The sequence below is a fragment of the Stenotrophomonas sp. JAG2 genome, from assembly GCF_041080745.1.
GTDB classification, from domain to species: domain Bacteria; phylum Pseudomonadota; class Gammaproteobacteria; order Xanthomonadales; family Xanthomonadaceae; genus Stenotrophomonas; species Stenotrophomonas maltophilia_AA.
In genome coordinates this window covers 314,141-333,953 of sequence record NZ_JBEUMH010000001.1, presented here as the reverse complement: position 1 = coordinate 333,953, position 19,813 = coordinate 314,141, and the positions used below count along the sequence as shown (strand labels likewise).

Annotated in this window: 11 protein-coding genes; 4 read left to right on the top strand and 7 right to left on the bottom strand. The window is 68.8% G+C overall.

Annotation, left to right across the window (positions count from 1 at the left end; translation table 11 throughout):
* Nucleotides 1-6: 6 nt before the first annotated feature.
* From AB9O74_RS01395 to AB9O74_RS01375, 5 genes are all read right to left on the bottom strand, one after another.
* Entirely contained in the window at nucleotides 7-1,044 is a 1,038-nt protein-coding gene (locus AB9O74_RS01395) for a copper resistance protein B (RefSeq protein ID WP_369348148.1), read from the bottom strand.
* Nucleotides 1,041-2,843, bottom strand: a complete 1,803-nt coding sequence (locus AB9O74_RS01390; protein ID WP_369348147.1) for a copper resistance system multicopper oxidase — start codon at nucleotides 2,841-2,843, stop codon at nucleotides 1,041-1,043. Before AB9O74_RS01390 ends, AB9O74_RS01395 begins: the two co-directional genes overlap by 4 nt.
* A gap of 104 nt (nucleotides 2,844-2,947) precedes the next feature.
* Complete coding sequence (locus tag AB9O74_RS01385; protein ID WP_369348146.1) at nucleotides 2,948-3,343, bottom strand: CopL family metal-binding regulatory protein; 396 nt, start codon at nucleotides 3,341-3,343, stop codon at nucleotides 2,948-2,950.
* A 94-nt stretch (nucleotides 3,344-3,437) separates the two neighbouring features.
* The gene (gene recQ / locus AB9O74_RS01380) at nucleotides 3,438-5,243 is read right to left on the bottom strand and encodes a DNA helicase RecQ (protein WP_176988441.1); all 1,806 of its coding nucleotides are present in this window, start codon (nucleotides 5,241-5,243) and stop codon (nucleotides 3,438-3,440) included.
* Nucleotides 5,244-5,992: 749 nt separating this feature from the next.
* Complete coding sequence (locus tag AB9O74_RS01375) at nucleotides 5,993-6,544, bottom strand: Dps family protein (RefSeq protein ID WP_176988442.1); 552 nt, start codon at nucleotides 6,542-6,544, stop codon at nucleotides 5,993-5,995.
* Nucleotides 6,545-6,640: 96 nt separating this feature from the next.
* Here AB9O74_RS01375 and hrpA point away from each other — a divergent pair, with 96 nt between their 5' ends.
* Nucleotides 6,641-10,744, top strand: a complete 4,104-nt coding sequence (gene hrpA / locus AB9O74_RS01370) for an ATP-dependent RNA helicase HrpA (protein ID WP_369348145.1) — start codon at nucleotides 6,641-6,643, stop codon at nucleotides 10,742-10,744.
* A gap of 42 nt (nucleotides 10,745-10,786) precedes the next feature.
* On the opposite strand, the gene AB9O74_RS01365 is transcribed toward hrpA, so the two are convergent.
* Nucleotides 10,787-11,299, bottom strand: a complete 513-nt coding sequence (locus tag AB9O74_RS01365; RefSeq protein ID WP_176988444.1) for a hypothetical protein — start codon at nucleotides 11,297-11,299, stop codon at nucleotides 10,787-10,789.
* 132 nt (nucleotides 11,300-11,431) lie between these two features.
* On the opposite strand from AB9O74_RS01365, the gene AB9O74_RS01360 reads away from it, so the two are divergent.
* Together AB9O74_RS01360 and AB9O74_RS01355 are read left to right on the top strand one after the other, a co-directional pair.
* The gene (locus tag AB9O74_RS01360; protein ID WP_176988445.1) at nucleotides 11,432-13,585 is read left to right on the top strand and encodes a RelA/SpoT family protein; all 2,154 of its coding nucleotides are present in this window, start codon (nucleotides 11,432-11,434) and stop codon (nucleotides 13,583-13,585) included.
* A gap of 29 nt (nucleotides 13,586-13,614) precedes the next feature.
* Nucleotides 13,615-15,177, top strand: a complete 1,563-nt coding sequence (locus tag AB9O74_RS01355) for a hypothetical protein (protein ID WP_369348144.1) — start codon at nucleotides 13,615-13,617, stop codon at nucleotides 15,175-15,177.
* Here AB9O74_RS01355 and AB9O74_RS01350 read toward each other — a convergent pair.
* Nucleotides 15,174-17,273 carry a glycosyltransferase gene (locus AB9O74_RS01350; RefSeq protein WP_369348143.1) on the bottom strand — a complete coding sequence of 700 codons (2,100 nt, stop codon included), beginning with the start codon at nucleotides 17,271-17,273 and terminating at the stop codon, nucleotides 15,174-15,176. The genes AB9O74_RS01355 and AB9O74_RS01350 overlap by 4 nt on opposite strands.
* Before the next feature lie 96 nt (nucleotides 17,274-17,369).
* Between AB9O74_RS01350 and mrcB the strand changes: the two genes are divergently transcribed.
* Nucleotides 17,370-19,811, top strand: coding sequence for a penicillin-binding protein 1B (gene mrcB / locus AB9O74_RS01345; RefSeq protein WP_369348142.1), 2,442 nt, complete (start codon nucleotides 17,370-17,372; stop codon nucleotides 19,809-19,811).
* The last annotated feature ends 2 nt before the right edge of the window (nucleotides 19,812-19,813 follow it).

Below are 19,813 nucleotides of genomic sequence, written 5' to 3'. Positions count from 1 at the left end.
GCGGGATCAGAACCAGACCCGCACGCCCGCCACCCAGCGGGTATCGCGCGCGCGCTCACCGGCCGCCTCGTGGTAATCAGCGGTATCGCCGAACAGCCGCTCGTGGCTGATGCCGATGTAAGGCGCGAAGCGGCGGCTGAACTCGTAGCGCAGGCGCAGCCCGGCCTCGACCTTGTTGAGGCCCGAACCGTTGCCATACTCCGGCTCGTCCTTGGCCGAGAAACTGGCTTCCACCAGCGGCTGCAGGATCAGGCGGTTGGTCAGCAGCAGCTCGTACTCCACTTCCACCGTGGCCGCGAACTGGCCGCTTTCGCCGACATAGGCCGTGGCCGAGGTCTCGAACTTGTACGGCGCCAATCCCTGGATGCCGAACGCCGCCCAGGTGCGTGAATCGGCCGGACGGAAATCCTGCTTCACGCCGACCAGCACGTCCCACCACGGCGACACGCTGCGGCCGTACATCACTTCCAGATCGGCCGATTCGGTGCGGCCGTCGCTGCGCTCGCCTTCGCTGCGCAGCCATAGCCTGTTGATGTTGCCGCCCACCCAGCCGCTGGCCTCCCAGGCCTGGCCGGTGCCGTGCTGACCGTCCCAGTGTTCGAGGCGGTTGACCAGCAGCATGCTGTGGATCTCCGGCGCATGCTCCATCGCGCCGTGGTCGATCGGCGGGAACGCGGCGAGGCGGTCGGCGGCCGTCACGGCCGGAATCGGCTCGAGCGGCTCGGTGGGCGCAGGCGCCTTCGGCACGCCATGACCCATCGCGGCGTGGTCCATCTTCGAATGGTCCATCTTGCTGTGATCAGTGCTGCCATGGTCCATCTTCGAATGATCCATCTGGCTGTGATCAGCGCTGCCGTGGTCCATCTTCGAATGATCCATCTGGCTGTGATCGACGTTGCCGCCATCTGCCGGTGGTGTGTCGGCCGTGGTTGCGGTCGGCGTCGTGGCATGGCCGGCATGCGACTGCGCCCAGGCCGGTGCCGACACGGCCAGCAGCAGGGCGGTGCTCAAGGCCGACGTCGCGGTGAGAGGAGAGCGGCTCATTCTTCGATCCTCACTTCGCGCATCATGCCCGCTTCCATGTGGTACAGCAGGTGGCAGTGGTAGGCCCAACGCCCGAGCGCGTCGGCACGCACGCGATACGTGCGGCGGGTGCCCGGTGGCATGTCGATGGTGTGCTTGCGCAGGTGGAATTCGCCGTCCGCATTTTCCAGATCGCTCCACACGCCGTGCAGATGGATCGGGTGCTGCATCATGGTGTCGTTGACCAGTACGATGCGCATGCGCTCACCGTAGTTCAGGCGTAGCGGTTCGGCGCTGGCAAAGGGAATGCCGTCGAAGGACCAGCTGAATTTCTCCATGTGGCCGGTCAGGTGGAGCTCGACCTCGCGGCCGGGTTCGCGGCCATCGGGATCGTCGAACAGGCTGCGCATCGCGCCGTAGGTGAGCACGTCGCGGCCGTTGTCGCGCAGGCCGATGCCGGGATCATCCAGTTTCGGCTCGGTCGCCATGCTCTGCATGTCCACCAGCGGATTGCCCGTTTCGCTGGCCGGGTGACGCGGTGCCTTGGGATCGGCGCCGTGCGCGCCGTGCGCGCCGTGGCCCATGCTGGCGCCGCAGCCGCCTTCCATGCCCTTCATGTCGTGGCCCGCCATCCCGTTCGAGGCATGGCCCATGTCATGTCCCATATCGCTCATGGTCAGCAGCGGGCGCGCGTCGCGCTCGGGAATCGGCGCCTGCAGGCCGTGGCGGACCGCCAGCGTGCCGGCGGCATAGCCGGTGCGGCCCATGTCCTGGCAGAAGATCGTGTACGCGTCCTGGCCGCTGGGTTCGACGATCACGTCGAAGGTTTCAGCCGGGGCGATACGGAATTCATCGATGCTGACCGGGTGGATGTACTGGCCATCGGCGGCGACCACGGTCATTTTCAGCCCGGGGATGCGCACGTCGAAGTAGGTCATCGAACCGCCGTTGATGAAGCGCAACAGCACCTTCTCGCCACTGCGGAACAGCCCGGTCCAGTTGCCGGCCGGAGCGGTGCCGTTGAGCAGGTAGGTATAGGTGTGGGCGTTGATGTCGGAGATGTCGGTCGGCGTCATCCGCATCCGACCCCACATGCCGCGATCGGCGGTGGCCGCGGCCCAGCCGTCCTTGCGCACATCGCGCAGGAAGTCGGGCAGGGTGCGCTTGTAGTAGTTGTCGTACTCGGCGAGTTTCTTCATGCGCCGGAACAGCGCACCGGGGTCCATGTCGGTCCAGTCCGAGAGCAGGATCACGTGCTCGCGGTCGAAGTGGTACGGCGCCGGCTCGAGCGGATCGATGATCAGCGCGCCGTACAGGCCGGCCTGTTCCTGGAACATGGAATGGCTGTGGTACCAGTACGTACCCGACTGCTTGAGGGTGAAGCGGTACTGATAGGCCTCGCCGGGGGCGATGCCGTTGAAGCTCAGGCCGGGCACGCCATCCATGTTGGCCGGGAGCAGCAGGCCGTGCCAGTGGATGGAGGTGGGATGGCCCTGCAGCGTATTGGCGACCCGGATGCTGACGGTCTGGCCCTCGCGCCAGCGCAGGATCGGCGCCGGCAGGCTGCCGTTGACGGTGATCGCCGGGCGGGTGCGGCCGGTGAAGTTGGCCAGCGATTCGCCGATGCTCAGCTGCACGTCCTGGCTGCTGAGCACCTGCGGGGCGCCGACCAGGCCGGGGCCGGCGGCGGCGAACGCCCGCGGGCTCAGGCCGGTGGCGGCGAGGCCGGCGACCACGCCGCCGGCAGCCACGCCCTGCACGAACAGGCGACGTGACGGCATGGGCGGGGTGCCCGTGCCGGGTGTTTTGGGGAAAGACATTGCAACTCCGAATCCGGTTCGAATGGCACACGCGGTGCCGTCAACGCCCGCACACCGGGGGCGCGCGGGCAGAGCTCAGGCGGGCGCTCGCAGAGCGCGGCGGATCAGGCGATCGGAGGGCGGGTGATGCGGTCCAGCGGCGGGGTCGGCAGCGTGGGATGCGCGGCCATCAGCGGGGCCATCGACACCGGCGGCGGCGTGGCCAGCCAGGCGACCTGGACGGTCAGGCTGGGCTGCTGGGCGCAGCTGCGCAGGCAGTCCTTGATCTTGCAGTGGTCGCCATCGTGCGGCGCCTGTACGCCGGCATCGGCGGCGGCCATCGCGTGGTGGTCGTGTGCCGCGGGGGGCGGCGCGTCGCCGTGGCAGGGCGGTGCCCCACTGCTGGCGGGGGTCGGCTCTGCCAGGGCCAGCGCCATCGGGCCGGCCATGGCCACGTTCAGCCCGTTGAGCAACAGGCTGAGCATCAAGACCACTCGCAGAAGAAGGCCACTGGCGGACATGGGGCTCACCTTACTGCCAAAGCCCGGCGACCGCACCTGCGGCTGAACGCCTGGTTCAACTCTGGAGCCGGGTCTGCCTGGACGTGCCGGGGCATCACCCTTCCTCACGGACGATCTCGACCAGGCGGTCGCCGTAGCGGGCCAGCTTGGTGCCACCGATGCCACCGACCCGCCCCAGCGCATCGACGCTGGTGGGGCGCTGTTCGGCGATGTTGCGCAGGGTGCTGTCGTGGAAAATGACGAAGGCCGGGACGTTCTGTTCGCGGGCGAGTTCGGCGCGCAGGCCGCGCAGTGCGTTGAACAGGGCCAGGTCCTGCGGCAGCACCGACAGGCCGGTGCGCTGGCCGCTGCGGTCGCGCTCGCGGGCTGCCTTGGGAGTCTCGCGGCGCATCATGACCTTGCGCTGGCCTTTGAGCACTTCACGGCTGCCATCTGTCAGGCGCAGGCCGCCATAGGCGCTGCTGTCCACTTCGAGCAGGCTGGAGGCGACCAGCTGGCGGAACACGCTGCGCCAGGTGCGGGCGTCGAGATCCTTGCCGATGCCGTAGGTGCTCAGTTCGGTATGCCCGAACTGGCGCACCTTCTCGTTGTCGCCGCCGCGCAGGATGTCGATCAGGTGACCGACGCCGAAGCGCTGGCCACTGCGGTAGACGCAGCTCAGCGCCTTCTGGGCGGCGACGCTGGCATCCCAGGCATCCGGAGGCAGCAGGCAGTTGTCGCAGTTGCCGCAGGGCTGGGGGTAGGTCTCCCCGAACCCGGCCAGCAGGACCTGGCGGCGGCACTGCATGGATTCGCAGTAGCCGAGCAGGTGATCGAGCTTGGACCGTTCCAGCGTTTTGCGGTCTTCGCCGGCTTCGGACTGTTCGATCATCTGCTTGAGCAGCACGACATCGCCCAGCCCGTAGCAGAGCCAGGCTTCGGCAGGCTCGCCATCGCGGCCGGCGCGGCCGGTTTCCTGGTAGTAGCCTTCCATCGATTTTGGCAGGTCGGTATGCGCGACGAAGCGCACGTCCGGTTTGTCGATGCCCATGCCGAAGGCGATGGTGGCGCACATCACGATGCCATCCTCGCGCAGGAAGCGGCGCTGGTTGGCGGCACGCACCTCGGCGGGCAGGCCGGCGTGGTAGGGCAGGGCGTTCATGCCCTCCTTGCACAGGAACTCGGCGGTTTCTTCGACCTTGCGCCGCGACATGCAGTAGACGATGCCGGCTTCCTGGCGGTGGACCTTGAGGAAGTCCAGCAGCTGGCGCTTGGCGTTGTCTTTCTGGACGACGGTATAGCGGATGTTGGGGCGGTCGAAGGAGCTGACGAAGTGCTGGGCGTTGGTCAGGTCCAGGCGTTCGGCGATTTCGCGCTGGGTGGGCGGATCGGCGGTGGCGGTCAGGGCGATGCGCGGGACGTCGGGCCAGCGTTCGTGCAGGACGGTGAGCTGGCGGTATTCCGGGCGGAAGTCGTGGCCCCACTGCGAGACGCAATGGGCTTCGTCGATGGCGAACAGGGCGATCCTGCTGCGCGAGAGCAGGGAGAGGAAGCGGCCGGTGAGCAGGCGCTCGGGGGCGACATAGAGCATGTCCAGTTCGCCGGCGAGGAGTTCGCGCTCGACCCGTGCGGCGGTGTCGCCATCGAGGGTGGAGTTGAGGTATTCGGCGCGGACGCCGAGCTGGCGCAGGGCTTCGACCTGGTCCTGCATGAGGGCGATCAGCGGCGAGATGACGATGCCGGTGCCGTCGCGGAGCAGGGAGGGCACCTGGTAGCAGAGCGATTTGCCGCCGCCGGTGGGCATGAGGACGAGCGCGTCATTGCCGGCGGCGACATGCTCGACGATCGCCTGCTGCGGACCGCGGAATTCGTCGTAACCAAAGATGCGGCTGAGCAGGTCGTGCGCGGGGCGGGAAGACATCGCGCTAGTTTACCTTGCCCGGGCTACGGGCCGTGTCCTCTGATGCCGGATCGGCGTGTAGGGATGCCAGGAGCCAGGGCATCAAGGCCTCAAGGCCTCAAAGGCAGAGGCTCAACGCGCCGGGCGTTCCGTCTTACGGGTTTGGCGCGGTGTGGGTGGGCCTGCAGGACCCGCCGTGAACCCGTCCATGGGGGCTCGTAGTGCGCCATCCATGGCGCCCAACGGTCCTGCAAACCCACCCACACCGCGCCTCCGACACTTGGCTGGTGTCCTGAGGAGAGCCAGTCGAGAGCCAGTCGAGAGGCAGCCAGAGCCAGTCGAGCGCGGGTCAAACGCACACAGGCGCCAATCGGCGCCTGTGGGTTGTTGCCTGTTGCATCTCGACGTCGCATCTCGACGGGGTGACGTGGCTACTTACGCCGGGTTGCTCCGGCTTGCCCCTCCGTCCATCCAGATCTGTCTGGCGAGTGGGGGCCGGGCCCTGACGGGACCGTCAGGGCGCCAAGGGTCCGGCGCATGCGCCGGACGGGTTGGGCAGGACGCCCAACCCCGGTCTTGCCGTTTGTGCAGGATTGCACAAACGAGCAAGGCGCCCACGAGCCCCCAAGGATGGGTTTACGGCGCGTCCCGGCAGGGCCTGGCCCCCGCTCGCCAACACGCAGACCCCGTCAGCCAATGCCTTTGCCTTCGCGTTTGACTTTGACGTTGACGTTGCTTTCAGTCAGCAAAGCCCGCCAAAAAACCAACCCTTACTGCAGCAGCGAACGCAGCATCCAGGCGTACTTTTCGTGGGTCTGCAGGCGCTGGGTCATCAGATCCTCGGTCGGTGCGTCGTCCGCATCGTCGGCCACGTCCAGCACTTTGCGCGCCGTCCGGCACACCGCCTCGTTGGCGGTGACCAACTGGCGTACCATTTCACGCCAGTCCGCGCTGTCGGTCAGGCCCGGCTCCTCGGCGATCGAGGTCAGGGCCGCGAACTCGCGGTAGGAGCCCGGGGCGTTGAAGCCCAGTGCACGGATGCGTTCAGCCACGTCATCCAGGGCCGCCCACTGTTCGGTGTACTGGGTCTCGAACATGGTGTGCAGCGAATTGAACATCGACCCGGTCACGTTCCAATGGAAGTTGTGCGTCTTCAGGTAGAGCGTGAACGCATCTGCCTGGAACGCCGACAGTCCATCGGCGATCTTCTTGCGATCGCCCTCCTTGATCCCGATATCGATGTTCGGGGCCGATGGGGCCGCCGCGCCGAGCTTCTGCTTGGCCGTCTTGGTCTTTGCCGGGGTCTTGGTCGTCTTCGCCATGGGAGAACTCCTTATGGATGGGATGAATCGGATGGCCTTCACAATAGATCAGACTACCCTTTCAGTAGTAAACAAAAGTTCTAAACGAATCGATTGATGAGCGCTATCGAAAAACCACAAGCAGCACGCCTGGCCCAGCAGCAGGCCGCGATCAACGGGGCCATGAGCCGCGACCGCGGTCGTTTGCTGGGGATGCTCTCGCGTTGGCGGGCCGAACCGGCGGATGCGGGTCTGGCGGCGGCGTTCGAGCAGGCCTTGCGGGCATCCGTGCAGCGCCGCGAAGCGCGCGCGCTGAATCAGCCGGCCATCACTCTGGACGAGCAACTGCCGATTGCGCGTGAAGCCGAGGCCATCACCGCGCTGATCCGCGACCATCAGGTCGTGGTGATCGCCGGTGAGACCGGCTCGGGCAAGACCACCCAGCTGCCCAAACTGTGCCTGGCCGCCGGCCGCGGCACGGCCGGCATGATCGGCTGTACCCAGCCGCGACGGATTGCCGCACGTGCGGTGGCGACCCGCGTCGCGCAGGAGCTGCAGTCCGAACTCGGGACGACGGTCGGCTACCAGGTGCGCTTCACCGATCGCGTCGGTGACGATACCCGCATCAAGTTCATGACCGACGGCATCCTGCTGGCCGAGATCAGCAGCGATCGCTGGCTGTCCAGCTACGACACGATCATCGTCGACGAGGCGCACGAACGCAGCCTCAACATCGATTTCCTGCTCGGCTATCTCAAGCAGCTGCTGAAAAAACGCCCGGACCTGAAGCTGATCGTCACCTCTGCCACCATCGACACCTCGCGCTTCGCCCAGCATTTCGACGATGCGCCGGTGATCAGCGTGGAAGGCCGTACCTTCCCGGTGGAGGTGCGTTACCGCCCGCTGGAAGGCGAGGGCGGTGGCGAGGCCGAGGGCGGCCGCGATGGCGAGCGCACCGTGAATGATGCGGTGGTCGCGGCGGTGGATGAAATCACCCGGATCGACCCGCGTGGCGACATCCTGCTGTTCTTCCCGGGCGAGCGCGAAATCCGCGATGCGCACCAATCGCTGGAGCGGCGCAAATACCGTGGGACCGACGTGCTGCCGCTGTATGCGCGGCTGTCGGTGAAGGACCAGGACCTGGTCTTCAATCCGGGTGCCAACCGTCGCATCGTGCTGGCCACCAACGTCGCGGAGACCTCGCTGACGGTGCCGCGCATCCGCTATGTGATCGACCCCGGTTTCGCGCGCATCAAGCGGTACAGCCCGCGGCAGAAGCTGGATCGGCTGCACATCGAGGCGGTCTCGCAGGCCAGCGCCAACCAGCGCAAGGGCCGTTGCGGCCGTGTGTCCGAGGGCATCTGCTACCGGCTGTATTCCGAGGCGGATTTCCAGTCACGCCCGGAATTCACCGATCCGGAAATCCGCCGCTCCAGCCTGTCCGGGGTGATCCTGCGGATGCTGCAGCTCGGCCTCGGCAGGATCGAGGATTTCCCGTTCCTGGAAGCACCGGATGAGCGCGCCATCGCCGATGGCTGGCAGCAGCTCGGCGAGCTGGGTGCGGTCGATGCCGAGCGCCGCCTGACGCCGATCGGCCGCCAGATGGCGCGCCTGCCGGTGGACGTCAAACTGGCCCGCATGCTGGTTGCCGCGCAGGCCCAGGGCTGCCTCCGCCCGATGCTGGTGATCGCCTCGTTCCTGGGCATCCAGGACCCGCGCGAACGCCCGCCGGAAGCGCGCGCCGCCGCCGACAACGCGCATGCGCTGTTCGCCGATGGCCGCTCGGAGTTCGTCGGCGTGCTGCGCCTCTGGGATGGCTACCGCCAGGCCCACGAAGACCTGACCCAGTCCAAGCTGCGCGACTGGTGCGGGCGGCATTTCCTCGGCTTCCTGCGCATGCGCGAGTGGCGCGAACTGCATCGCCAGCTACGCGTGCTGTGCGAGGAGCTGGGCTGGACGGAAGAAGCGGCCGAGACCTCCCTGGCACCGCTGCTGGCCGGTTCCTCCGCACCTGCACCGGCGCGCGATGACGAGGCGAAGATCAAGGCGACGCGCGGCCAGCAGCACCGTGCCGCGCGCCTGGCCCGCGAAGGGAAATCCGAGCCGGCGCCGGCAGAGAGCACGCCGGCATCGGTCAAGGGCGCCGACACCGAGGCGCGCAACGCCTTCAGCGACAAAGTCCGCGCCGCCGCCTACCAGACCCTGCACCGCGCGCTGATCGCCGGCCTGCCCACGCAGATCGGCCACCGCAGCGAGAAGGGCGACTTCCTCGCCCCGCGCCAGCGCCGCTTCCTGCCGTTCCCGGGCTCGACCCTGGCCAAGCGGCCGCCGCCGTGGCTGCTGACCGCGACGCTGCTGGACACCCAGAAAATCTGGGGCCTGACCAACGCCGCGATCGAGCCGGACTGGGTGATCAACGAGCTGCCGCACCTGCTGCTGCGCAAGCACTTCGACCCGCACTGGTCGCGCGCGCAGGGCCAGGTGCTGGCTTCGGAGCAGATCAGCCTGTTCGGGCTGGTGCTGGCCCCGAAGAAGCCGGTGCACTACGGCCGCATCGCGCCGGGCGAGGCGCACGACATCTTCGTGCGGCAGGCCCTGGTGACCGGCGAGATCAACACCCGTGCCGGTTTCGTCGCCGACAACCTCAAGGTGCTGGAGCAGGCGCGCGAAGAGGAAGCCAAGCTGCGCCGCGCCGGCATCGTCGCCGATGAGGGCTGGCAGGCGCGCTGGTACCTGGACCGGATTCCGGCCGAGATCCATTCGGCGATGGGCCTGGATACCTGGTGGAAGGCACTGGCGCCGGAGAAACGCCGCGCGCTGTCGTGGACGCTGGCCGATCTGCTGCCGGGCGAGGGCAGCGATGCCGAGCGTTATCCCACGTACCTGCCGCTGGGCGATGCACGGTTGCCGCTGCACTACACCTTCGAACCGGGCGCCGACGAAGATGGCGTGACCCTGGAGGTGCCGCTGCACCTGCTCAACGCGCTGGACCCGGCGCGCCTGTCGTGGCTGGCCCCCGGCTTCGTCGCGGACAAAGCCGCCGCATTGATCCGCAGCCTGCCCAAGGCGATGCGACGCAACTACGTGCCGGCACCGGACTTCGGGCGTGCGTTTGCCGAGGCGTTCGTCGAACTGACCGCCGATGACATCCGGGGCGAACTGGCGCGGTTCCTGTCGCGCGCCACCGGTGCCAAGCTGGCCGCGACGGATTTCGACGAAGCCTCGCTGGAGGCACACCTGCGCATGAACCTGCGCCTGCGCGATGCGGACGGCAAGGTGCTGGCGACCTCGCGCGATCTGGACGCGCTGCGTGCGCGCTTCGGGGCGAAGGCCGGTGATGCCTTTGCCGCACGTGCCGGGCGCGCGCTGGCGGCGGAGGGACTGCGCGATTTCCCCGCCAGCCCGATCCCGCTGCAGGTGCCCGGCGAAGCCGGCGTGCCGGCCTACCCGGCGCTGGTGGACCAGGGCGAAACCGCCGCGTTGAAGATTTTCGCCGACCGCAACGAGGCGCTGGAACAGCATCCGCGCGGCGTGCGTCGCCTGCTGGAGATCGCGCTGGCCGACAAGGCCAAGCAGGCGCGCAAGCAGTTGCCGGTGCCGCCCAAGACCGGCCTGCTGTATGCCGCGATCGAATCGCAGGAGCGCCTGCGTGGCGATCTGGTCGATGCGGCGATGAATGCCGTGCTGGCCGAGGGCCTGGGCGATATCCGCGATCCGGCCGCGTTCGCCAAGCGCAGTGCGGAGGCAGGCAAGGCGTTGTTCGGCGAGGCGATGGCGCGCCTGAAGCTGGCCGAGAACATCCTGGCGCACGTGGCTGAACTGAAGCCGCAGCTGGAAGCCCCGCTGATGGGCTGGGCGCGTGGCAACCTGGACGACATGGAGCAGCAGCTTGCCGGCCTGGTCCATCCCGGCTTCCTGCGTGAGACCCCGGCCGATGCGCTGGCGCAGTACCCGCGCTATCTGCGCGCGATGACCCTGCGGACCGAGCGCGCCAAGCGCGATCCGCCGCGCGATCAGGCGCGGATGCTGGAGCTGCGTCCGTTCGTCGATGCCCTGGCGCAGGCCGAAGCGCGCGGATTGCGCGCGCGGCCGCAGTGGCAGGACCTGCGTTGGGATCTGGAAGAGCTGCGGGTCTCGCTGTTCGCCCAGGAGCTGGGTGCCAGGACCGGCGTATCGGCCAAGAAACTCGCTCAGCGCGTGGCTGCGCTGCAGGCCGCCTGATCCGGCCAACGCCCCGTGCCGAGGTGGCACGGGGCGCGGGGATTACTTGACGCGGCGGACCTTGGCGCGGGTGTTGTAGCCGTCGACCTTCATGTACCACACGCCGACCAGGCCCGGATTGATGATGACCTTCGGGGCGGTCTTGCGCACGCCGCTCAAGGTCGCCTCATCTGTCTGTTCCCATTCCTGCTTGTTGGCCAGTACATACCGGCGGCCCTTGGCAAAGCCGCGGAACTCGTCGGTGATGTTGGTTTCGATCGGATCGTTGCTGCCGAAATCGTGGAAGCCGCGGTTCTTCACGATGACTTCCTGGCGACCCTCCTCGCGGGCTTCTTCGCGCGCAGTCGCGGCGAGTGCGGCCACCTTGCCCTGCAGCCAGTTGTTGAGCTGGGCCAGTTCCTGCGGCGTGAGCTTCTCCAGCCCGGCCGCCTTGAACTCGGCCGCCGACATCTGCTGCTGCAGATCGCCATCGACCACGCGCTGGGCCAGTGCCGGCAGCGACAGGCTCATCAGAACGGCCGCACAGGCCAACAACCGCAGACGGGAAAAGCGCATGGCAGGGTCTCTCCTAGGGATGGCCGCAGTGTAGTGCCAGCGCCCGGGCATGTGCACATGCCGGTGGCGGCGATTGTCGGTTGGGCGCTGCGGCGCTAGTGTAGGTGGCCTCTGTCTTGTCTGTACGATGCTGTGAACCGCGCTTCTGCCCCCGGCCTGGATGCCTTGTTGAACCGACCCTCGGTGGCTTCGCTGCCGGCTGAACTGCGCGAAGCGTTGCTGCAGCGCTGGCAACAGCCCGAGGCCGATCTGGACATGCGGGCGGGCTGGTCGGTGCTGGCCGACACCCTGGATGCGCTGTCGTTGCTGTCGGCCGACGAGTCGGCATTGCTGGCCACGCTGTTGTTCGATCTGCCCTGGCTGCGCGCCGGGCTGGACGCGTTGCCGGTCGGCGCGCTCAAACCGGTGGTGGTCGGCCTGCTCGACGGCCTGGACGCCGCCGACCAGGTCTGGGCGCTGCACGCCGGGCGCGAGGCCGGGCGCAACAGCGAAGGCCTGCGTCGCCTGCTGCTGTCCATCATCCGCGATCTGCGCGTGGTGCCGATCCTGCTGGCCCGGCAGTTGGCCCGCATGCGCGGTGCTGATCGGCTGCCCGCGGAAGAGCGGCGCGCACTCGCCCAGCTCACCCGCGACATCCACGCGCCGCTGGCCAACCGGCTCGGCATCTGGCAGTTGAAGTGGGAGCTGGAAGACCTGGCGTTCCGCCACCTGGAGCCGGAAACCTACCGCCGCATCGCCCGCGAGGTCGACGAAACCCGGCTGGCCCGCGAGCGGTATGTCGAGGGCGTCAAGAAAGCGCTGTCGCGTGAGCTGATGGCCCAGGGCATCCGCGCCGAGGTCAGCGGTCGCCCGAAGCACATCTACAGCATCTGGCGGAAGATGCAGAAGAAACGGCTGGCTTTCGAGCAGCTCTACGACATCCGCGCCGTGCGCGTGATGGTCGACGACGTGGCCGCCTGCTACGCCGCGCTGGGCGTGGTGCATGCCCTGTGGGCCCCGGTGCCGAGCGAGTTCGACGATTACATCGCCCGCCCCAAGGCCAACGACTACCGGTCGCTGCATACCGCCGTGGTCGGCCCGGAGGGGCGGACCATCGAAGTGCAGATCCGTACCCACGACATGCACGCGCAGGCCGAACTCGGCGTGGCCGCGCACTGGCGCTACAAGGAAGGCAGCAAGGGTGCGGAGAAGGCCTTCGATCGCAAGATCACCTGGATGCGCCAGCTGCTGGAGCACTCCCAGGAAGGGCATGGCGGCGAACTGGCCGGCGCGCTCGACGCCGAGCTGACCGAGGACCGGGTCTACGCGCTCAGCCCCAAGGACGAGGTGATGGACCTGCCGCAGGGCGCCACGCCGCTGGATTTCGCCTACCACGTGCACACCATGGTCGGGCACCGCTGCCGTGGCGCAAAGGTCAATGGCCGCATCGTGCCGCTGACCTACCGCCTGCGCAGCGGCGACCGGGTCGAGATCCTGACCGGCAAGGAAGCCGATCCCCGGCGTGACTGGCTGCTGGCCTCCAGCGGTTTCCTGGCCAGCAACCGCTCGCGCGAGAAGGTGCGTGGCTGGTTCCACAAGCTGGATCGCGCGCGCAACGTGCTGGCCGGCCGCGAGCTGCTCGAGCGCGAACTCAAGCGCCTCGGCCTGCAGCACGCGGATCTGGCCATCGCGGTGAAGAAGTTCCACGCCGACAGCGTCGATGATCTGTACATCCAGGTGGCGCTGGGCGATACCGGCCCGAACCAGGTCAGCCGCACGCTGCTGGAAGCCGAGCGCGCCGCCAGCCAGCCGGCCGCGCCGGTCCTGCCACGCCCGACCGCGCGGCGCGACAGCGTGCGCAGTGCGGACTTCACCGTCCAGGGCGTGGGCAACCTGCTGGTGCAGCTGGCGCGCTGCTGCCAGCCGGTGGCCGGTGAGCCGATCGTGGGCTACCTCACGCGTGCGCGCGGCGTGACCGTGCACCGCACCGACTGCGCCGCGCTGGCGCGGCTGGCCGCCGCCAGTCCGCAGCGCATCCTGCCAGTGGAGTGGGGCCAGGCCGGTGGTGGCTACGAAGTGGACGTGGTGGTCGATGCGGTCGACCGGCGCTGGCTGCTCAAGGACATCACCAACCTGATCGCACAGGAAGATGCGTATGTGCTGGACATCCACAGCGACAACGTCCGCAACAGCGGCCGCGCGCACCTGCGGCTGCGCTTGAAGGTCAGCGACTACGGGCAGCTCTCCACCCTGCTGGGCAAGCTCGATGCATTGCCCGGCGTCAGCGAAGCCCGGCGTCTAGGCTGAGCTCACGTGCCCCACGCTAGGCTCGCGCCATGAGCCGGGATGATGACAGGCATGAGGCCGCCCACGAGGCGTTGCGACGCGTGCGCCGCGAGGGCCGCTGGTGGTGGGTGCAGGCGCGTCATGCCCGGCGCATCTGGCGCTGGGCACTGTTGGTCGCGGTGCTGCTCTTCGTCGGCCTGGCATTGCTGCGCCGGCCGCTGGCCAACTGGTTCTGGAACGAGCCGCAGATCGAACAGCTGCTGGACCAGGGTGACCGCGCGCTGGCCGCAGGCCGATTGAGTGCTGCCGATGGCAGCGGCGCACGCGAGTCATTCGAGGCGGCGCTGGCGCTGGACAACGACCGCCTGCAGGCGCGCAGCGGCCTGGCCCGCACCGGCCAGGCCGCCCTCCAGCAGGCCCGTGATGCACTGGAGCGTGGCGATGTGCCGTCTGCAACGGCCGCGCTCGCGCTGGCGCGCGCGTTGCAGGTCCCGCAGCGCGATGCCGACGCGGTGGCGCAGCAGTTACATGCACACGACCAGGCACGCGCGGGGATTGGTGCCTTGCTCGGCCGTGCCGAAGCGGCCCTGCAGGCGCAACGGCTCGATGGCAGCCCGGACAGCGCGTTGCCACTGTTCCAGCAGGTGCTCACCCTTTCGCCTAATCAGCTCCGCGCGCTGGAAGGGCGCGAGGATGCCCTCTCGGACCTGTTGCAGCAGGCACGCACCGCCGCCGATCGCGGCGATGTCGCACGCGCGGCGGAGCTGGTGCGCAGTGCCCGGGGGTTCGATGCCGGGCATGTCGATCTGCCCGCCACCCAGGAGGCGGTGAACAATGCGCTGGAGCGCCGCCAGCGGGACGGCGAAGCCGCGGTGCGTCGGCAGAAGCTGGACGTCGCGGCGGAGGCCTTCGCTGCGGTGCTCTCGGCGTTGCCTGACGATCCTGCCGCGCGCCGTGGCCAGCTGCAGGTGGCCGATGCGCAACTGGCACGCGCGACGCGGCTGGCCGGCAACTTCCGCTTCGACGAGGCCGCGCAGGCCGTGCAGGCGGCTGAAACACTGGGTGCGTCCACGCGCGCGCTGGAGGCGGCGCGGCATGCGATCGAACAGGCCCGCCGTTCCCAGGCGGCACTGACGACCCCGGCGGTGCCGCGCGCGCAGCGCGAGCGCACGCTGCAGCGCCTGCTCGCACGCTTGGAGGAAGCGGAACGCGGCGGCCAGTTCCTCGAGCCGCCCGGACGCAGTGCCTATGACGCCCTGCGTGAAGCCCAAGGCGTGGCGCCGCAGGATCCGCGGGTGCGTGCCGCAGCCAAGCGTCTGCTGCCGGCAAGCCGGCAGTGCTTCGAGGATCGCCTGCGCGAGAACCGCGTGCTGGCTGCCGGCGCCTGCCTGGACGCCTGGCAGACGCTGTCGAACAACGAGGCAGGCCAGGCGGCCGCACGGCGTCGGCTGGCACAGCGCTGGCTGGCCATCGGCAGCGAGCGCCTCGGCTCGGGGGACATCGCCTTCGCGCAGCAGGCGCTGCTGCAGGCCCGCCGTTGGCAGCCGGACCTGCCCGAGCTGCCGGCGTTCGCCAAGCGCCTGCGCAGCGCCGGCGGTGGTGCCGGCAGTTAGTCCCCGAACACCCGCTGCACGGTGGCGCGCGCGGCATCGAGCGAGAAGTGGTCCACGATGTTCTGCAGACCGGCGGTCGAAAGCCGGCGCCACAGCGCCTCGTCCTGGTAGAGCCGGACCACGGCCTGGGCGAACGCCTCGGCATCATCGGCGACCAGCACATCCTCGCCATCGCGCAGGTGCATGCCTTCCACGCCGCAGGTCGTGGCGACCACCGGCTGGCCATGCGCCATGCTCAGGTTGACCTTGCCCTTGACCCCGGCGCCGAAGCGCAGCGGCGCGACCGCGATGCGGACGCCGTCCATGTACGGCACCACGTCCGGCACGAAGCCATGGATCTCCACGCCCGGCTGGGTCGCCGCGAGTTCGCGCAGCGTGTCCGGCACCGCCGCGCCGATGCAGTGGAAACGGATGTCGGGCAGCTGTGCGCGGATGCGCGCGAACACGTCGCCGATGAACCACTGCATCGCATCCAGGTTCGGCGGATGGCGGAAACCGCCGACGAACACCAGGTCGCGACGCTCGGCCCAGTCCGGGCCCGCCCCCGCCACTTCATGCAGGTTGGAAATCAGTTCGACCGTGGCGGTCGGTGCATCGATACGCAGTTGTTCGCGCTCGGCCGCGCTGACCAGCACGGTCACATCCACCTGCTCCATCACCGCCAGCTCGCGCGCACGGGTGCGCTCGGCGTTGCGCAGCAGGCCGGCGTCGCCGGCGATCTCGGCCCCGCGGCGCTCGCGCAGGTAATGCAGGTCGACCGTGTCGAACACGGTGCGGGCCTGCGGCGCGAAGCTGCGCAGCAGCGGCAGGCACTCGTGGGCGACGTGGTAGCGCACCATCATCGCCACGTCGAAGCGGGCACCGTTGGCGCGCAGCCACGGCGCCACGCCGACCAGGTACGGCGCGTACCAGACCTCCACGCCGAGCGCCTGCAGCGCCTCGGTCGCCGCGCCGCCGTGCTCGCGCCGGGTCGGCACGAACACCACGTGGATGCCGTCGTCGAGCAGCATCCGGATCAGGTTGTACTGGCGCAGCGAGGCCGAATCGCGGTCCGGCTGCGGCACTTCCTCATCCAGGATCAGGACCTGTCGCTGGGCGCGGTGCAGCAGCGCCGGCGAGGGCACGCTGCCCACCGCGGGCTGCGCCTGCAGTGCCTCGGCCCATTTCGCCGCGAACACGCTGCGGTTGCGGACCTGGTACGCCTTGATTCCGCTACCGGTATCGGTGCCGTTGCTGGTGCCTTCGTCATGCACCACGCGGCTGGCCGGCTGCACCAGCACGCGGTGGCCACTGGCGCGGACCGCGAACGCCAGGTCGGTATCTTCGTAGTAGGCCGGCTTGTAACGCAGATCGAAGCCGCCGAGTTCGTCCCACAGGGCGCGCGGGATCATCAGTGCCGCGCCGGAGCAGTAGTCGGCATCGCGCAGCGCGCTGTAGCGGGGATCCTCGGGCGACTCGAAGCGGCCATAGCTCCAGCCGCTGCCGTCCTGGAAGATCACCCCGCCCGATTCCTGCAGGCGGCCGTCGGGATAGAGCAGCTGTGCGCCGACCAGGCCTGCGCGCGGCACCCGGGCGAAGGTGGCGAGCAGGGCGTCGAGCCAGCCCGGTTGCGGCACGGTGTCGTTGTTGAGCAGCACCACATACTGGCCGCGCGAACGCGCGACGCCATCGTTGCAGGCCTCGATGAAGCCGCCGTTGGCCGCCCGCACCTCATAGCGCAGGCCGCCGATCCGCGGCATCCAGGTCGTGGTCTCGTCGCTGCTGCCGTCATCCACCACCAGGATCTCGCAGTGGACCTGCGGCGGATGCGCGGCCAGCGCCCGCAGGCAGGCGAGGGTGTGCGCGGCGTGGTTGTAGACCGGAATCACGATACTGACCACCGGGCGTTCGCTGGTCGGGACCGTGAAGGGCTCGAACGGCGTCGCCGCGGGCAGGTACAGCGGCGCGCCGCGCGGGGCCGGCACGGCCTGGGTGTGGACCCGGATCCGCTGCCAGGTAGCGCGCCAGCCCCGGGTGCGCAGGCTGGCCAGACTGCGACGGAACAGGCCGAGCATGCGGTTCAGGAAATAGCGAGCATCGGCCAAGGACATCGACATCCCGTTGCAACTCCAGCTTAAGCGGGGGAACCCGGGAGAACGCGCCGCTCGCGGTGGCTGCGTTAGACTCGCCGGAATCCATATTCTCGCATCCCCGTGCCCCGACGCTACGATTCCGACGACATCGACGAGTTCGAAGACGACACCGAAAGCCGCGGCCCGCTGTGGCGGCGCCGGCTGATCACCTGGAGCATGGCGGCTGTCGCGCTGGGGCTGGGCTTCCTGATCCCCTATACGGTGTACCTGAACCAACAGGTCACCCAGCGCTTCGGTGAGCTGCGCTGGCAGATTCCCACGCGTGTCTATGCGCGCCCGCTGCCGCTGGCGCCCGGCGTGGCGATGGATGCGGCCACGCTCAAGACCGAGCTGGCGGCCTCGGCGTACCGCGATGACGGGATCGGTAAATCACCGGCCACGTATTCGCAGGAAGGCGGCCGCTTCGTCATCTCCAGCCGCGGTTACAACGATGTCGACGGCCGGGTCGCCCCGCGCCGGGTCGAGCTGAGCCTGTCCGGCGGGTCGATCGCTTCGCTGCGTGACCCCGACAGCCGCAAGGCGCTGAAGGCCGCGCGCCTGGATCCGGCCCGTATCGCCACGCTGTACGGTCAGAAGCAGGAAGAGCGTCGGCTGGTCCGGATCGAAGAGACCCCCGAACTGCTGGTCACCGGCCTGCAGGCGGTGGAGGACAAGGATTTCAACCGCCATCACGGCATCGATCTGAGCGGCATCGCCCGCGCGATCTGGGTGACCGTGCGCTCCGGTGGCCAGAGCCGCCAGGGCGCCTCGACCCTGACCCAGCAGCTGGCCCGCAGCGGCCTGCTCGGGATTGGCAAAGAGCAGACCGTCACCCGCAAGTTCAACGAGGTGCTGTACGCGCTGATCATGGAGGCGCGCTACGACAAGCGCACCATCCTGGAGGCCTACCTCAACCAGGTCTATCTGGGCCAGCGCGGCAGCCAGGCGATCCACGGCATGTCCTCGGGCGCGGAGTTCTGGTTCGGTCGCGACCTGGCCTCGCTCAACACCGAACATGTCGCGCTGCTGATCGGCCTGGTCAAGGGCCCGTCCTATTACGACCCGCGCCGCAACCCCGAACGCGCGCTGGACCGGCGCAACTTCGTGCTGGGCAAGCTGCGCGAAGCCAACCTGATCGCCGATGCCGAGTACAAGCGTGCGGTCGATGCGCCGCTGGGCGTGCCCAAGACCCCGGGCCTGATCGCGGCCAACCGCTTCCCGGCGTACGTGGATCTGGTCCGTCGCCAGCTCGGCCACGATTATCCCGAGTCCGTGCTGCAGGGCGCGGGCCTGAGCGTCATGACCGGCATGGCGCCGTCGGCGCAGGCGTATGCCGAAGGCGCGGTCACCAAGACCATCAAATCGCTGGAGAGCAAACGTCGTCCCGCACTGCAGGCCGGCCTGGTGCTGACCGACGTGCACAACGGCGACGTGCTGGCCGTGGTCGGCAGCCGCGATGTCTCCGAACCCGGTTTCAACCGCGCCATCGAGGCCCAGCGTCCGGTCGGTTCGCTGCTCAAGCCGTTCGTCTACCTGCTGGCGCTGGCGCAGCCGGACCGCTATTCGCTGTCCAGCTGGGTCGACGATTCACCGGTGACGGTGCAGCTGAGCCGCGGCAAGCAGTGGTCGCCCGGTAATGCGGACAACCGCAGCCACGGCACCGTCCGCCTGATCGATGCGCTGGCCCACTCCTACAACCAGGCCACGGTACGGGTCGGGATGCAGGTCGGCCCGGAGCGGGTCACGCAGTTGATCCATGTCCTTGCCGGTCTCAAGGCCGATCCCAATCCGGCGGTGATCCTGGGCTCCACGGACCAGAGCCCTTACGCGATGGCCCAGCTGTACCAGTTCCTGGCCTCCGGCGGCGAAATCCAGCCGCTGCATGCGGTGCGCGGCGTGCTCGACCCGCAGGGCAAGCTGATGAAGCGCTATGACAAGACGCCCGCGCCGGCCCAGGAGGGCGACTCGATCGCCGCCAACCTGATCAGCATCGGCCTGCAGCAGGTCGTGGCCAGCGGCACCGCGCAGCGCCTCAATGCCGACGGCCTGGGCCGCCTGCAACCGGCCGGCAAGACCGGCACCACCAACGACGGCCGCGACAGCTGGTACGCCGGCTACACCGGTGACCATCTGGCGGTGATCTGGATGGGTAACGACCAGAACGAACAGGCGGGGCTGTATGGCGCCACCGGCTCGATGCGGGTCTGGTCGGGCATCTTCCAGCGCCTGCCGAGCTCGCCGCTGAAGGTGAGCAACAAGGGCCTGGACTGGCAGTACGTGGAAGCCAGCGGCACGGCTACCACCGATGAAAGCTGCCCGGGCGCGCGTCGCTTCCCGTTCGTGGTCGGCTACACCCCGGCCTATGTGCCGTGTACCGCGCCGAGCGCGTTGCCGGAAAGCGAGGGTGGCGAACAGAGTGAGGGCGGTGGCTGGCGCAGCTGGTTCGGCCTGGAGAAAAAGCCCGAGCCCGCCCCCGAACCGGCGCAGAATGCACCGGCCGCCACCCCCGCGCGTCAACCCTGATC